11 protein-coding genes are annotated in these 15,998 nt (G+C 70.9%); 3 read left to right on the forward strand and 8 right to left on the reverse strand.

Features of this window, described 5'->3' with window-relative positions; all coding sequences use genetic code 11:
• Positions 1-12: 12 nt before the first annotated feature.
• A complete protein-coding gene (locus IE134_RS09525) occupies positions 13-618 on the reverse strand; it encodes a YdbC family protein (protein WP_030716015.1) in 606 nt (201 codons plus the stop codon).
• An 88-nt stretch (positions 619-706) separates the two neighbouring features.
• On the opposite strand from IE134_RS09525, the gene IE134_RS09530 reads away from it, so the two are divergent.
• Together IE134_RS09530 and IE134_RS09535 are read left to right on the forward strand one after the other, a co-directional pair.
• Positions 707-1,663: a DUF1152 domain-containing protein gene (locus IE134_RS09530; protein WP_030716005.1), complete on the forward strand. Its 957-nt coding sequence runs from the start codon at positions 707-709 to the stop codon at positions 1,661-1,663.
• 161 nt (positions 1,664-1,824) lie between these two features.
• Positions 1,825-2,361 carry a TerD family protein gene (locus IE134_RS09535; protein WP_030716002.1) on the forward strand — a complete coding sequence of 179 codons (537 nt, stop codon included), beginning with the start codon at positions 1,825-1,827 and terminating at the stop codon, positions 2,359-2,361.
• A 122-nt stretch (positions 2,362-2,483) separates the two neighbouring features.
• Here the strand turns inward: IE134_RS09535 and IE134_RS09540 are convergent, their stop codons facing one another.
• On the reverse strand, positions 2,484-5,381 hold the full coding sequence (locus IE134_RS09540; RefSeq protein ID WP_030715999.1) for a vitamin B12-dependent ribonucleotide reductase: 2,898 nt from the start codon (positions 5,379-5,381) through the stop codon (positions 2,484-2,486).
• A gap of 166 nt (positions 5,382-5,547) precedes the next feature.
• Positions 5,548-6,060 (reverse strand): transcriptional regulator NrdR, encoded by a 513-nt coding sequence (gene nrdR, locus IE134_RS09545; protein ID WP_030577138.1) that lies wholly within the window; start codon positions 6,058-6,060, stop codon positions 5,548-5,550.
• A 543-nt stretch (positions 6,061-6,603) separates the two neighbouring features.
• Between nrdR and lexA the strand changes: the two genes are divergently transcribed.
• Complete coding sequence (lexA, locus tag IE134_RS09550; RefSeq protein WP_010072358.1) at positions 6,604-7,401, forward strand: transcriptional repressor LexA; 798 nt, start codon at positions 6,604-6,606, stop codon at positions 7,399-7,401.
• A 124-nt stretch (positions 7,402-7,525) separates the two neighbouring features.
• Here the strand turns inward: lexA and IE134_RS09555 are convergent, their stop codons facing one another.
• From IE134_RS09555 to IE134_RS09575, 5 genes are all read right to left on the reverse strand, one after another.
• Positions 7,526-9,496: an ATP-dependent DNA helicase gene (locus tag IE134_RS09555; RefSeq protein WP_006128058.1), complete on the reverse strand. Its 1,971-nt coding sequence runs from the start codon at positions 9,494-9,496 to the stop codon at positions 7,526-7,528.
• A gap of 38 nt (positions 9,497-9,534) precedes the next feature.
• On the reverse strand, positions 9,535-11,475 hold the full coding sequence (locus IE134_RS09560; RefSeq protein WP_030715996.1) for an IucA/IucC family protein: 1,941 nt from the start codon (positions 11,473-11,475) through the stop codon (positions 9,535-9,537).
• A 60-nt stretch (positions 11,476-11,535) separates the two neighbouring features.
• On the reverse strand, positions 11,536-12,261 hold the full coding sequence (locus IE134_RS09565; protein ID WP_098016591.1) for a GNAT family N-acetyltransferase: 726 nt from the start codon (positions 12,259-12,261) through the stop codon (positions 11,536-11,538).
• A 110-nt stretch (positions 12,262-12,371) separates the two neighbouring features.
• The gene (locus IE134_RS09570; RefSeq protein ID WP_030715982.1) at positions 12,372-14,267 is read right to left on the reverse strand and encodes an IucA/IucC family protein; all 1,896 of its coding nucleotides are present in this window, start codon (positions 14,265-14,267) and stop codon (positions 12,372-12,374) included.
• Positions 14,268-14,295: 28 nt separating this feature from the next.
• The gene (locus IE134_RS09575) at positions 14,296-15,690 is read right to left on the reverse strand and encodes a diaminobutyrate--2-oxoglutarate transaminase family protein (protein ID WP_189430177.1); all 1,395 of its coding nucleotides are present in this window, start codon (positions 15,688-15,690) and stop codon (positions 14,296-14,298) included.
• Between the last annotated feature and the right edge of the window lie 308 nt (positions 15,691-15,998).

Genomic DNA, 15,998 nt, shown 5'->3' on the forward strand with positions numbered 1-15,998 from the left:
GGACCGCGCGGGTCACACCGTCCAGGACGGTTCCAGCTCCACGACGTCTCCCGTCAGCGCGATCACGTCCGTCTCGGTCTGCGCGCGGGCCGCAAGCCGCTCGGCCCCCGCCGCGCGGTACTTGCCGCGCTCGGCGCTCGACTTCCACAGGGACAACGCCAGGAACTCGTTGCCCGGCGCCTCGCCGAACACGCCGCGCAGCATGCCGGGCGATCCGGCCATGGCGGGGTTCCATACCTGCTGCTGCATCAGTACGAAGTGCTCGGCGCGCTCCTCGTGGACCCGGCTGTGTGCGACCCGTACGACGTCGGCCTCCGCGAAGTGGGGCTCGAAGCCCGTCTTCACGTCGAAGCGGCGCTCGAAGAGCGTGACCTGCATATCGCGGAACATGCCCGACTGCCCGGCCGCCAGCCGGTCGTGCCCGCGGGCCATGAAGGAGTCGTAGAAGACGCGGTTCTCCCAGAAGGCGAAGACGTGGGCGACATCGGGGCGTGTTCGGCTCCACCCGCCGCTCTGTCCTCTGAACCCCGGCTCGCCGAGCAGCCCCGCCCACTTCCGCTGCCCCCGCTCGAAACCATGACGGTCCACCACGGAACAGCGAATCCACTTCACCAGCACCGCGCCATCGTACGGCGCGGAACGTGGCACGCGTCACGGTCCCGGGGAGTGCACCCGAACCGGTCGTTCCGCTCCCACAATGATCACCATGACGACGCTGCACGCCCATCCCCTGTTCGACCGGCTCGCCTCCGCCCGGCGCATCCTCGTCGCGGGAGCGGGAGGAGGTTTCGACATCTACGCCGGGCTGCCGTTGGCGCTCTCGCTGATGCACCAGGGCAAGGAGGTCCAGCTCGCCAACCTCACCTTCAGCGCGGTCGAAGGCCTTCCGCTGGAGTCCTGGGCCGCCCCCGATCTGGCGGTGATCACCCCGGACACCTCTCCGCACCAGCCGTACTTCCCCGAGCGCGCCCTCGCCCGCTGGCTCACCCTGCACGGCTACCCGAACACGGTGCACGCGCTGGCCCGGGTCGGGGTCCAGCCGCTGCGCGCCGCGTACCGGGCGCTGATCGAGCGGTACGACATCGACGCGGTCGTCCTCGTGGACGGCGGTACGGACATCCTGATGCGCGGGGACGAGTCGGGGCTCGGCACCCCGGAGGAGGACCTCACCAGCGTCGCCGCGCTCGCCGGGATCGAGGGGCCCGAACGTCTCGTCGTGTCCATCGGGTTCGGGGTCGACGCCTACCACGGGGTCAGCCACGGCCTGGTCCTGGAGAACATCGCGGCACTGGAGCGCGCGGGCGCGTATCTGGGGGCGTTCTCCGTACCACGTACGAGCCGGGAGGGCGCCCTGTTCCTCGACGCGGTCGCCCATGCCCAGGAACAGACGCCGGACCACCCCAGCATCGTCAACGGCTCCATAGCGGCAGCCGTACGAGGGGAGTTCGGGGACGCGCAGTTCACCTCGCGCACCAAAGGGAGCGAGCTTTTCGTCAACCCGCTGATGGCCCTCTACTTCGCCTTCGAACTCGACGGGCTGGCCGCCCAGTGCCTCTATCTGGACCGGATCGAGAACACGCACCTGATGCGTCAGGTCAGCAGTGCGATCGAGGTGTTCCGCGAGGAGGTACGGCAGCGTCCGCCGCGCAGGATCCCCCACTGAGGTGCGGGCGAGATCAGGAGTACACGCGGCCGTCGGATGGCCCGAATCCGCCGTCCGAATCCGGGGCAGTTGGTTCAGCGGCCCGTTCCGTACATGATCGGGTCAGTCGTGTATCGGGTCATGAGAACGGCCCGTGGGCCGTCGGCCGGGAGGGGAGTTTCTTGAGCACTCCGAACAAGGACATCGAGAAGGTCGAAGTGCGGGTCAAATGGGACCCCAGCCCGCACGGGGCGGCGGCCAACGACCTCGACATCATCGCGGCGACCTACCCGGCCGACGATCCGTACGGCGCCCCCGCCTACCTGGTCCACTTCGACAGCCGCTCCCCGGACGGCACCATCACGCTGAACCGGGACAGCCGGACCGGCCAGGGCTTCGGCTTCGACGAGGTCATGACCATCGAGCTGAACCGGCTGGCCGAGCGGTACGGGCGGGTGGTCGTCGGAGTCGCCATCCAGCAGCGCGACGGTCACAAGACCTTCGGCGCCATAGGGAGTACGGCGATGGAGATCGCCGAGGGCTACACGAAGCTGGCGGCGAACGACTTCTCCGACGTGGCATGGGCCACCGCGGCGGTGGTCGGGGAGTTCACCCGGGATGGCTCGGGCCTCTGGGGCTTCCGGTCGGTGGTACGCGGTTACGACGGGGAGCCCGACACGTTCGCCGCGGCGATGGGAAGCCGGGCCGCGGAAGGCTGACAACGGTCAGTTCCGGACAACCCGGGGTGGCGTGCCGAAGGGGACCGGCCGGTGGCCGGTCCCCTTCGTGAGCCGCGGGTCAGTCAAGCGCTACGCGGTTCCGCACACGCTTCCGCGTCCGGTCAGCTGCAGCCGCTCGTCGAGCCGCAGCCCTCGCAGATGTAGCAGGAGCCGGCGCGCTGCATCTTCGTACCGCAGGAGAAGCAGAGCGGGGCGTCGGCGCTGATGCCGAGCTGCATCTCGACCAGTTCGGCCGAGGTGTGCGCGGTCTTCGGCGCCGCCTTCGCGGCGGGCTCCGCGGGAGCCGGGACCGCCTTCAGGGGCTCGGCGCGGAGCGGGGCCGACTGGGCCAGGCTGTCCGCGTCCAGGCCGTCCGCCTCGAACGTCGGCTCGTAGCTGCCGGTGTCCAGGTGGCGCTGGCGCTCCTCGGCGGAGTGGATGCCGAGGGCCGAGCGGGTCTCGAAGGGCAGGAAGTCCAGCGCCAGGCGGCGGAAGATGTAGTCGACGATCGACTGCGCCATCCGCACGTCCGGGTCGTCCGTCATACCGGCCGGCTCGAAGCGCATGTTGGTGAACTTCGAGACGTACGTCTCCAGCGGGACGCCGTACTGCAGACCGACCGAGACGGCGATGGAGAAGGCGTCCATCATGCCCGCGAGGGTCGAGCCCTGCTTGGACATCTTCAGGAAGACCTCGCCGAGACCGTCGTCCGGGTAGGAGTTGGCGGTCATGTAGCCCTCGGCGCCGCCCACCGTGAACGACGTGGTGATGCCGGGACGGCCCTTGGGGAGACGCTTGCGGACCGGGCGGTACTCGACGACCTTCTCGACCGCCTCGCGGATGGTCTCCTCGGCCTTCGCGGTGACCTCTTCCTTCTCCTTCTCCTTGGTCTTGGCGGAGAGGGGCTGGCCGACCTTGCAGTTGTCGCGGTAGATCGCGAGCGCCTTGACGCCCATCTTCCACGCCTCGAAGTAGACCTCTTCGACGTCCTCGACGGTCGCCGTCTCCGGCAGGTTGACCGTCTTGGACAGTGCGCCGGAGATCCACGGCTGGATCGCGGCCATCATCCGGACGTGGCCCATCGCGGAGATGGAGCGCTCGCCCATCGCGCAGTCGAAGACCTCGTAGTGCTCGGTCTTCAGGCCGGGGGCGTCGACCACGTTGCCGTTGTCGGCGATGTGGGCGACGATCGCCTCGATCTGCTCGGGCTGGTAGCCGAGGCGGCGCAGCGCCTGCGGCACCGTGCCGTTGACGATCTGCATCGAGCCGCCGCCGACCAGCTTCTTGAACTTGACCAGGGCGAGGTCGGGCTCCAGACCGGTGGTGTCGCAGGACATCGCGAGACCGATGGTGCCGGTGGGCGCGATGACCGAGGCCTGCGCGTTGCGGAAGCCGTTCTTCGCGCCGAGCCGGATCACGTCCTGCCAGGCCTCCGTCGCGGCGGCCCAGACCGGGGAGTCGAGGTCGTCGATGTGGACGGCCTTGGCGTTGGCGTCGGCGTGCTGCTTCATGACGCGCTGGTGCGGCTCGGCGTTGCGGGCGTAGCCGTCGTACGGGCCGACGACCGCGGCCAGTTCGGCGGAGCGCCGGTAGGAGGTGCCGGTCATCAGCGAGGTGATGGCGCCGGCGAGCGCGCGGCCGCCGTCGCTGTCGTACGCGTGGCCGGTCGCCATCAGGAGGGCGCCGAGGTTGGCGTAACCGATGCCGAGCTGGCGGAAGGCGCGGGTGTTCTCGCCGATCTTCTGCGTGGGGAAGTCGGCGAAGCAGATCGAGATGTCCATCGCGGTGATGACCAGCTCGACGACCTTGGCGAAGCGCTCGGACTCGAAGGACTGGTTGCCCAGGCCGTCGTCCTTGAGGAACTTCATCAGGTTCAGCGAGGCGAGGTTGCACGAGGTGTTGTCCAGGTGCATGTACTCGCTGCACGGGTTCGAGCCGTTGATCCGGCCGGACTCCGGGCAGGTGTGCCAGGCGTTGATGGTGTCGTCGTACTGGATGCCCGGGTCGGCGCAGGCCCAGGCTGCCTCGGCCATCTTGCGGAAGAGGGACTTGGCCTCGACCTCTTCGATGACGTCGCCGGTCATCCGGGCGCGCAGCCCGAACTTGCCGCCCGCCTCGACGGCCTTCATGAACTCGTCGTTCACGCGGACCGAGTTGTTGGCGTTCTGGTACTGGACGGACGTGATGTCGTCGCCGCCCAGGTCCATGTCGAAGCCCGCGTCGCGCAGGGCGCGGATCTTCTCCTCTTCCTTCACCTTGGTCTCGATGAAGTCCTCGATGTCGGGGTGGTCGACGTCGAGGATGACCATCTTGGCCGCACGGCGGGTGGCGCCGCCCGACTTGATCGTTCCGGCGGACGCGTCGGCGCCGCGCATGAACGAGACCGGTCCCGAGGCGTTGCCGCCGGAGGAGAGGAGCTCCTTGGAGGAGCGGATACGGGAGAGGTTCAGGCCGGCGCCGGAGCCGCCCTTGAAGATCATGCCCTCTTCCTTGTACCAGTCGAGGATCGACTCCATGGAGTCGTCGACGGCCAGGATGAAGCAGGCGGAGACCTGCTGCGGCTGGGGCGTGCCGACGTTGAACCAGACCGGGGAGTTGAAGCTGAAAACCTGGTGCAGGAGAGCGTAGGCCAGCTCGTGCTCGAAGATCTCGGCGTCCGCGGGAGAGGCGAAGTAGCTGTTGTCCTCGCCGGCCTTCCGGTACGTCTTCACGATCCGGTCGATCAGCTGCTTGAGGCCGGTCTCGCGCTGCGGGGTGCCGACGGCCCCGCGGAAGTACTTGCTGGTGACGATGTTGACCGCGTTCACCGACCAGAAGTCGGGGAACTCGACGCCACGCTGCTCGAAGTTGATCGAGCCGTCGCGCCAGTTGGTCATGACGACGTCACGGCGCTCCCACGTCACCTCGTCGTACGGGTGCACGCCGGGGTTGGTGTGGATGCGCTCGATACGCAGACCCTTGCTCGCCTTGGCGCCCTTGGTGCGGGAACCTCGTGCCGGGCCGCTCGCCGTCTCTGTCATGCCGCCTCCCATATGTGGGCGAAAACGCCCTGAAGTGCCCAGATCTTCCCAGGCACAATGTGTGTCCGTTGCCCCGTGGGCCGCACTCGGGCCACGGGAACAGGTCTTGGTTCGCCCGGCCGCCGGTCGGTGGAGGTGACTCCGGACCGTGACGGGCGCGTACCGCTCAGTCGGCGGCAATGGCGGGCGCGGGGACCTCAAGGGTCTCGCCGCTCCCGCAGTCCTCCGCAGAAGGCCGCTGCGCACGCAGTTCCACGATGGCGGCCTCGAAGTCTTCCAGGGAATCGAACGCCCGGTACACGGACGCGAAGCGCAGGTATGCGACAAGGTCGAGTTCCTGCAGGGGGCCGAGGATGGCCAGTCCCACGTCGTGGGTGGTCAGTTCGGCGCTGCCGGTGGCGCGCACCGCCTCCTCGACCCGCTGGCCGAGTTTGGCGAGGGCGTCCTCCGTGACGGGCCGTCCCTGGCATGCCTTGCGGACGCCGGAGATGACCTTGGTGCGGCTGAAGGGTTCGGTCACGCCGCTGCGCTTGACCACCATCAGCGAGCAGGTCTCCACCGTGGTGAAGCGGCGGGAGCAGTCGGGGCACTGGCGGCGGCGACGGATCGACGTCCCGTCGTCGGTGGTGCGACTGTCGACGACTCTGCTGTCGGGGTGCCGGCAGAAGGGGCAGTGCATGGCTCCCAACCCTCCTTCACACGCACGACTGAATAGCCTCTTCAGGGCCTTGTCCGGGCCCCTGGAAGCAGTCCCCAGCATAGGCGATGACCACGGCGCGATTGAACCGAGACCACAACTTCTGGGCGACTGAGGCAATCCAACCACTAGATCTAGGGTTGGGTCGCGTTTTCGACCCCATCGCGTGTCGCGCGCCGGACCTCGCCGGGAGGCCGCGCGGGGAACAGCGGGGAACATGGGCCGGAGAAGCCAGAGAAGAGGGTACGGGAAACGCGGGGCCGTCGGGCCGCCGGGGCTTCGGTGCCCGGGCCCGGATGAAAGACTCCGGTCACAGGTCCGGATGTCTGCGCACAGGTCCGGATGAAAGACTGGGGCCGGTGCCGTGAGAAGGCCGCCGCACGACCCTTCGTCACGGCACCCATACACCTGCCGGCAGCACTGCGGCACCCCTTTATTCGTTTTTCACTCGAACGTGTGTTTGGCGCAACCTTTCGAAAGCTACTACCGTTGTCCAGCTAGGGAGAACATTCGAGAGGGGCCGACGTGACCACCACCGCAGACAGCGCCACCATCACCGCCCGGGACCACCGCTCCCAGAGCCGACTTGAGCCGGTGCATGCCATGAATGACTCAGTCACGAACACGGACGGGCCCGAGCCCGCACGCCCCGGGCGTTCCATGCCCGGCAGGCCTCCCGGCATCCGGGCGGACAGCTCGGGGCTCACGGACCGGCAGCGGCGGGTCATCGAGGTCATCCGCGACTCCGTGCAGCGGCGGGGATACCCGCCGTCCATGCGGGAGATCGGTCAGGCGGTGGGCCTCTCCAGCACCTCGTCCGTCGCCCACCAGCTGATGGCCCTGGAGCGCAAGGGCTTTCTCCGCCGGGACCCGCACCGCCCCCGCGCGTACGAGGTGCGCGGTTCGGACCAGCCCAGCACCCAGCCCACCGACACGACCGGCAAGCCCGCCGCGTCCTACGTGCCGCTGGTGGGCCGGATCGCCGCCGGTGGTCCGATCCTCGCGGAGGAGTCCGTCGAGGACGTCTTCCCCCTCCCCCGCCAGCTCGTCGGCGACGGTGAGCTGTTCGTCCTGAAGGTCGTCGGCGACTCGATGATCGAGGCCGCGATCTGTGACGGCGACTGGGTCACCGTCCGCCGCCAGCCCGTCGCGGAGAACGGGGACATCGTCGCCGCCATGCTCGACGGCGAGGCGACGGTCAAGCGCTTCCGCCGGGAGGACGGTCACGTATGGCTGCTGCCTCACAACGCCGCGTACCAGCCGATCCCCGGCGACGAGGCGACCATCCTGGGCAAGGTGGTGGCGGTGCTGCGCCGCGTCTGAGGACTCGGCAGCGTCGGGCGGGAGGGCTTGCGGCCCCGGGACTCCCTAGCACGTCGATCATGACGTCGGTCCCGGGGCTTTGCCATGCCCCGGGACGTCACAGCCTGCGGCAGGGCCTGTCCGTCTACGCCCCGTCCGCCTTGGCCTTGGCGTCGATGGCGGCCAGCGAGCGGCGCGCCTGGTTCCGGTCGGTGGTGTACCAGAAGTCCGGCAGCGAGGCGCGCAGATAGCTCCCGTACCGCGCGTTGGCGAGCCTGGGGTCCAGCACGGCGACCACGCCCTTGTCACCCGTCGCCCGGACCAGCCGGCCCGCGCCCTGGGCCATCAGCAGGGCGGCGTGCGTCGCCGCCACGGCCATGAAGCCGTTGCCGCCCGCCTCCTCGACCGCCTTCTGCCGGGCGCTCATCAGCGGATCGTCGGGCCGGGGGAACGGAATCCGGTCCATGACCACCAGCTGACAGCTCGGCCCCGGGACATCCACGCCCTGCCAGAGCGACAGCGTGCCGAAGAGGCAGGTCTCCGGGTCGGCCGCGAAGTTCTTGATCAGCTCGCCGAGCGTCTCCTCGCCCTGGAGCAGGATCGGCTTGTCCAGGCGCCCCCGCAGCTCCTCGGCCGCCGCCTTGGCTCCCCGCATGGAGGAGAAAAGGCCCAGCGTCCGGCCGCCGGCCGCCTCCACCAGCTCGGCGAGCTCGTCCAGCATGTCCGTACGCGATCCCTCGCGCCCCGGGGTGTTCAGATGCCGGGCGACATAGAGGATGCCCTGCTTCGGATAGTCGAACGGGGAGCCGACGTCCAGCCCCTTCCACTGCGGGACGTCCTCGCCCGCCGTGCCCTCGGGGGCCAGTCCGAGCGACGCGCCCACGCCGTTGAAATCGCCGCCGAGCTTGAGGGTGGCCGAGGTCAGCACCACGGACCGCTCGGCGAACAGCTTCTCGCGCAGCAGCCCCGACACGGAGAGCGGCGCGACCCGGACGGACGCGCCGAACCGGTCGTGCTGCTCGTACCAGACGACGTCGTACTCGGAGCCCTGGGTGATGCGCTCGGCGACGCCGTGGATCGACTCGACCGAGGCCAGGGCCTGCTTGCGGACGGCGTTCTCGTCCTCGACCGACTTGTCCCGGGTGGCGCCGATCGCGGAGATCACCGTGCGCGCCGCGTCGCGCAGCGCCATCAGCGCGTATCCGAGGTCCTCGGGCACCTCTTCGAGCCGTCCGGGCAGCGCCAGCTCCATGACCCGCTCGAACCCCTCGGCCGCGGTCTGGAGGGCGTCGGCCGCCTTCTCGTTGACCAGCTTCGCCGCGCGGCGGACCGCCCGGTTGACCTGGGCGGGGGTCAGCTCGCCGGTGGCGACGCCGGTGACCCGGGAGACCAGCTCATGGGCCTCGTCGACGATCAGCACCTCGTGCGACGGCAGCACCGGCGCGCCCTCGATGGCGTCGATCGCGAGCAGCGCGTGGTTGGTGACGACGACATCCGCGAGCTTGGCCCGCTCGCGGGCCGCCTCGGCGAAGCACTCCGCGCCGTACGCGCACTTCGTCGCGCCGAGGCACTCCCGCGAGGAGACCGAGACCTGACCCCAGGCCCGGTCCGAGACACCGGGCGTGAGGTCGTCCCGGTCGCCCGTCTCCGTCTCGTCCGACCAGTCCCGCAGCCGCAGTAGGTCCTGCCCCAGCTTGCTGGACGGGGCCGCCGCCTCGAACTGGTCGAAGAGCCCCTCCTCCTCGTCCTGCGGCACCCCTTCGTGGAGCCGGTGCAGGCAGAGGTAGTTCGACCGGCCCTTGAGCATGGCGAACTGCGGGCGCCGCCGCAGCAGCGGATGCAGGGACTCGACCGTACGCGGAAGGTCGCGCTCCACGAGCTGTCGCTGGAGGGCGAGGGTGGCCGTGGCCACGACGACCCGCTCCCCGTGCGCCAGGGCCGGCACAAGATAGCCGAGCGACTTGCCCGTACCGGTGCCGGCCTGGACGAGCAGGTGGGATTGGTCGTCGACGGCCTCGGCGACGGCTTCGGCCATGGTGACCTGGCCGGGCCGTTCCGTACCGCCGACGGCGGTGACGGCGGCGTGCAGGAGCTCGGGGAGGGATGGCTTCGTCATAGCCCGACCAGCCTACGGCGCACCACTGACAACGACGGTCACTCCCGGACGCGGGCGGAGGGGTGCAGCGGGTTGGGAACCGTGCCGTGGATCGCCGCGTGCGGACGGCTGGCCCGGTCCCGATAGCCGTCGACATGCAGGCGGTTGCGGTTGAGGCAAAGGCGTTCGATCTCGGGGGTGAGCATGTCGAACAGCTCGAACCGCTCCTTCAGCTCCGGGAAGCGGGCGTGGTGACGCACGATCTCCGCCCGGACGAGTGACCAGAAGGTGTCCTCGGAGACGCCGAGCTGCTCCTCGCACAGGGGTGAGAGATAGCGGAAGACGCCGACGAAGAGGCCGGAGTGGATGAACTGGGTGAGGAAGGACGGCTCCTCGGTGAGGAGGACGGCGCGCACCTCGTCGGGCATGGAGGCGTGTTCCGGCAGCGGGCGGGCGCTGACGTTGACGTCGTCGACGAAGTCCTTGATGGCGAGCCGTACGGGCACGTCGTTCTCGTCGAACACGACGATGGCGTTCTCGCCGTGCGGGGAGAACACGGTGCCGTAGCGGTAGAGGAAGTGCAGGAGCGGCGGCAGCAGGGCGGCGAAGAGGCGCTTCAGCCAGGTCTCCGGGGAGAGGCCGGAGCGCTCGACCAGCTCCGCGGTGAACGCGCGGCCCGCCGGATCCGTATGGATGAGGGAGGCGAGCGTGCGGGCGCGTTCGCCCGGGGCGAGGCGGGGCGGCAGGGGCTCCCGCCAGATCGCGCCGAGGAGTTCCTTGTACTGGTAGGGCGCTCCGGGGAGGTGGTCGTACAGCGGATGTTCGACGGCGACGGAGGCGACCTCTCCGAGGAGGATGACCCGGCAGGTCTCGCGCAGGAAGGGGTCGCCCTCGCACAGCCCCTGGACCCAGGCGGTGACGGCGGGGGCGGCGAGGGTCCGCTCGGTCGGCAGGCCGCGCCAGACCAGGGTGTTGAGGATGGAGAGCGGGAGCTTCACCGTGTGCCGTTCGGGCCGGTCCACGTTGGCGAACGTGCGGATGGACTGCTGCGGGAGGCGGGCGTCGCCGTCGGTGTGCAGGGCCACGATGTCGCCGGCGGCGATGGCCGGGGCGAAGAGCGGCACGATCCACTCGTCCCACTGCCAGGGGTGCACGGGGAGGTAGAAGTAGTCCTCCGGGTCGTGTCCCCGGGCCCGCAGTACGTCGGCGAAGGCGTCCCGGACGTCCGGGGCGAGCTCTCCGGCGTACAGCTGGTCGGGGGTGGAGACGCGGCCGACGCCCCGGAACTGCGCGATGCGGGTGCTGACCGCGATCCACGGCAGCCGGAGCGGGCTGCGGGTCTCGGGGGTGAAGCGGGCGGCGTCGGCGGCGGAGAACCCGAGCCTCCCCTTGCTCGCCACCAGCCAGGGGTGGCCGGTCTGGTGGCCTTCCAGCTCCGCGTAGTCCAGGGCGGCGAGCCGGTCCGCGGTGAACGCGGTGTGGTCGAGCCGGGCGTCGGCGGACAGCGTCAGAGTCAGCTCGCGGATGAGGTGGCCCAGCGTCGTGCCGTCGATGCCGAGGAGGTCACGGGCCCGGGTGAGGAAGGTCAGCGGGTCACGGAACGGGCGGGAGGCGGCGGGCGAGCCGTTGGACTGCGCGTCGCGCGGGGCCGCTACCGAGCCGTTGGACTGTCCGTCGGCCCGCGCGGCGGGCGAGCCGTCGGCCTGGGCGGTCTGGGGCTGCGCGGTGATCTCGATCGACTCGGGGTCGACGCGCCAGCTGCCGTAGACGCCGCGCCGGGCGGTGAAGGCGAGCACTCCCCCGTCGTCGAGGGTCAGCCGGTGGCGCCCGCCGGCCCCGGGCACCGGAACCGGCTCGATGATCTTCTCGTAGGCGAACTCACCGAGCATCTTGGCGAGGAGCCTCGCTGCGGCCCGGTCCCAGATCTGCCGGTTCAGCTCCGGAGGGCTGAACAGCTGCGGGGACGCGGCTGCGTCACGGCTCGTGGGAGATATCGGCACGGGGACTCCTCCGGAGGGAACCTATGAGGTTCGAGCGGTTGGGGCGGTGCGGAGAGCACGTCACAGCTGGGCTCGGTACGTTCGGTCGCGGATCATCAGCGCGGCGCGCTTGTCGGGGAGGTCCACTTCGGCGGAGAAGCGGAAGCCGGCGCTGAGGAACGCGGATACGGACGGGGTGTTGCGCAGGTCCGGTTCGGCGACGACCCGTCCGCACTGCGGAAGGTTGTCCAGGACGAGGTCGGCGACGGCGCGGAGCAGGGTGGTGCCCACGCCCCGGCCCCGGTTCCGCACGCCCCCCAGGAGGAGGTGGACACCGGTGTCGTGGGGGCGGGCGGGGTAGTGGCGGGCCAGGGGGTCGAGGTCGGCGCGGTAGATCTCCCAGTAGCTCATCGGGGTGCCGTCGAGCACGCCGAGACAGGGGATGCTGCGCCCGTCCCCTTCGAGCTGGGGCCGGATGTGGTCGGCGGTGACGGACTCGGGTCCGGCGAGCTCCCAGAAGGCCGCCACGGCGGGGTCGTTCATCCAGCGGCTGATGACGGGGAGGTCGCGCTCCAGCCGGACGGGAAGGAGGGCGAACTCCCCCGCCGTGGTCCGCGCGGGCGGCCAGGAGCCCGGGTCGCCCAGCAGGTCACCGGGGACGGTGGCCCGCCGCGTCCCGGCATTGCGCTCCTCGGCGATCAGCGCGAGGAGCTCCTCGGTGAGCTTCAGGTCGAGGGTGTCCTCGGCTCCGGTGCTCCCGCCGTCGGGTGCGGTGCCGGGTTCCGCTGGGGCGTCGGCGGGAGGCACGGTGGCGCTCTCCTCTCTGGACCGGGTGCGGTCGGTGAGCTTCTCCGGTGCGGGTGCGGTCGGAGTCTCTCTGGTGCGGGTTGCGCTCGGAGTCTCTCTGGCGCGGCGGTTCAGCTGTGGAGCGGGTTGGCGATGGTGACGTAGACGGACTGGGTGTCGACCGGTCCGACCAGCTCGTCGAGGCCGTGCAGCCGGGTCAGCAGGTTGGCCTTGCAGCGCAGTTGGCGGTTCTCCAGGAGATACGCGGGGAGGGGTGAGCCGAGTTCCGCGACCTCGGTGAGGAATTGGCGCAGAACGGTGAGGAGTTGCTGTTCATCCGCGAGGCGCTGCGACCCGAACGCCCCGATGAGACCGAGGACGTTGTTGATGCCGAGGTAATAGGCGAACCGCTCGTCGGTGACCGGGTCGGAGACGAAGGTGTCGCTGACGGTGCCGATGCCGGGGAGCCGCCGGTCCAGCTCGGCGCGGCGGGAGTCGCGGAAGTAGTAGCCCTGGTTGTCCCGGTAGCGGCCGCCGACGGGCCAGCCGTCCGGGTCGAGGAGGACGAGGGTGTTCTGCTGGTGGGCTTCGAGGGCGACGCCGCCGTGGGCGTCGAGCCAGAGGACGGGGCGCACGACGTGGTGCAGATAGCGCCGGAACCATTCGGCGGAGACGTCGGTGCCGGTCAGGCCGGTGCGGGCGCGCAGGCCGGAGACGACCTCCGCGAGCCGTGAGTGCATTCCGGGGCGCCCGGGCCGGGGCCGCTGCGCGGTGAGTCCGGCGATGCAGGCGGCGTCGTCGCCCGGGCCGAAGGGATTGTGGCGGAGCATCACGTCGAGCCCGCTGACAGGCGTCCCCTCGGGGTCGTCGACGGCGAGCCAGGCGGGGTCGCGGACGATGTCGAAGCCGGGGTGCTCCCGCTGCCAGTGCTCGGCGAGGCCGGTGGACAGGAGGCGGTGGACCTCGACGCCCCGGTGCAGTTCCTTGCGGAGGTTCTCCCGGCGGGAGTTGGTGATGCGTACGCCGAGGGAGAGCTTGAGCATGACCCGCGCCCCGGGCCGGTGCACGGTGCGGATGGAGGAGGTGGGGTGCCAGGGGTCGCCGTGCGGGCCGAGGTCGTGGAGCAGGCCGGTCTCGGCGAGGGCGCGGACCTGGGGGCGGTGGATCAGGTCGGCGGCCTGCCAGGGGTGGACGGGCACGGCGACGGTGCCGGGAGGCGTCTTCAGCCCTGCGGCGTGCGGGGCGAGCAGCTCCTCGGCGGTGGCGGGACCGCCGTCGCTCCAGGCGGAGTCGGTGGCGGCCAGCGACCGGTCGACGGCGAACCAGTGCAGCGGGAAGGAGCCGTGGAGCTCGGGTGAATAGCGGCGGGACTCCGATTCGGAGAGGCCCTCGCGGCTCTTGGGCGTGGGGTGGAGGGGGTGGCCGAGCAGCAGGGACTGTTCGGCGGTGAGGAAGAGGTCCGCATCGGCGGGGTCGGCCGGGCTGCGCCGCCGCTGCTCGATGAAGCCGGCGGTGTGGCGTACGGAGTCGGCGACCCGGGCGACCAGATCGCCCGCGCCGCTCTCGCCGCCCTCGCGGCCGATGAGGACGGCGACGGTGGCGGCGTCGGCGGGCGGGGCGCCGGCGGGCGCGTTCTCCAGGGCGGGCGCGCCGAAGCGGTGGGCCCCGGTGGCGGACCAGTAGTGCACGGGGACGAGGAGGGCGGTGCCGCTGGCGGGGAAGGCGATGCGCAGGGTGTCGCCGTCGGGGCGGGGCAGGTCGTTCTCCCGGGTCCAGCAGCGCAGCAGGCTTTCGGTGCCCGCCGCGTCGGCGGCCCGCAGCGGGTCCGGGTCGTCGAGGGCGTCGAAGCCCGGGCCCCGGGCCGCGAGGTCCGGCCCCGGTGCGTACGCGGCGGGGTCGGCGTCGTGCGGGGTTTTCTGGCGGGGCACGGTCGTCGCCTCGACCGTGCCGGGGGCGGCCGGTCCGTCCTGCCCTCGGTGCTGGGGGTTACCGGGGCCGTCGGCCTCGGGCGCGGGGGTGGGGTTCACGGCGTTCTTCCTTGTGGGGATTCCGGGGTCAGGTGGTCGGCCCGGCGGTGGTCCGACGGTGCGGGGAGCGTGTCGCGGCTGCCAGCGCGTCGGCGAGACGGTCGACGACGGCGGTCGCCTGCTCGTCGGTGAGGGTGAGGGGCGGCAGGAGGCGGACCACGGCGCCGTGCCGGCCGCCGAGTTCGACGATGAGGCCGCGTCGCAGGCATTCCTGCTGGACGGCGAGGGCGAGGGCCGGGTCGGGCGGCGGGGCCGGGGCGTGGTCGCCGGCTTCGGCGGGCAGGGGCGCGCTCTCGGGATCCACCAGCTCCAGGCCGATCATCAGTCCACGCCCCCGTACGTCACCGATTCCCGGGTGATGCGCCCTCAGTTCTCCGAGACGGGCGAGCATCCGGGCCCCCAGGACCGCTGCGCGGTCCGCCAGTTGATTCTCCCTGACGTACGCGAGCGTGGCCGCGCCCGCCGCCATGGCGAGCTGGTTGCCACGAAACGTACCCGCGTGCGCGCCCGGCTGCCAAAGATCCAGCTCAGCGCGGTAGACGATCACGGCGAGGGGCAGGGAGCCGCCGATCGCCTTGGAGAGGACCATGACGTCGGGAACGATGCCGCTGTGCTCGACGGCCCAGAACGCGCCGGTCCTGCCGACCCCGGTCTGGACCTCGTCGGCGATGAGCGGGATGGACCGCTCCTCGGTGATCCGGCGCATGCGGCGCAGCCAGGCGTCGGGGGCGGGGTTGACGCCACCCTCGCCCTGGACCGGCTCCACGATCATCCCGGCGGGGGCCGGCACCCCGCCCTTGCGGTCGTCCAGCAGGTGTTCGGTCCAGCGGGCGGCGAGCATGGCTCCGTGCTCGCCGCCGGTGCCGAAAGGGCAGCGGTAGTCCTGCGGGAAGGGAAGCCGGGTGACCCGTACGTCGGTGGCGCCGCCGGAGGCTTCCAGGGCTCCGGCGGTCATGCCGTGGTAGGCGCCGGTGAAGGTCAGCAGGCCGGAGCGCCCGGTCGCGGAGCGGACCAGCTTGAACGCCGCCTCGACGGCGTCCGTGCCGGCGGGACCGCAGAACTGGATGCGGGCGTTGTCGGCGAACTGCCGGGGCAGGGTGGCGAACAGCTCGGTGGTGAAGGCGTCCTTGACCGGGGTGGCGAGGTCCAGCACATGCAGGGGGGCACCCGAGTCGATGACCTTCCGGATGGCTTCGAGCACGACCGGGTGGTTGTGGCCGAGCGCCAGGGTCCCCGCGCCCGACAGGCAGTCCAGATACCGCCGGCCGTCCGCGCCCTCGATGGTGAGCCCGCGGGCGCGCACCGGGACGATCGGCAGGGACCGGGCGTAGGTGCGGGCCGCCGATTCGCGCAGGGACTGGCGGCGGAGGATGCCCTCGTGCGCGGAGGGCGGCGCCACCGGTGCGGGTTCGGTCACGGACACGGCTCTTGATCCTCCTGCGGTAACAGTTGCGTTGCACGTCGGTACGATCTCGCGCGGACGCACCGAGGCCGTGAACGCTGTCCTGGTGTCCCCCGTACGTACCAACGACGCCGGCCGCGATGGATCACGGGTAAATCGGAACATCCTCGCGGCGACGGAACCGTGGACCTGCCGCGTACCGTCACCATCGGCACCGGCATAGTGGGGGCCGCACAGCGGCGCGGAAGCACCTGCTCCGGCGCCCGAAGTGTCCGCAATGCAGCACGAGTACCGAGTGACGAAGTCCCAGGGGGATCACGAGATGCGAC

Origin of the sequence: Streptomyces rubiginosohelvolus, from assembly GCF_014649875.1 — a bacterium.
In the GTDB taxonomy this organism is placed as follows: domain Bacteria; phylum Actinomycetota; class Actinomycetes; order Streptomycetales; family Streptomycetaceae; genus Streptomyces; species Streptomyces rubiginosohelvolus.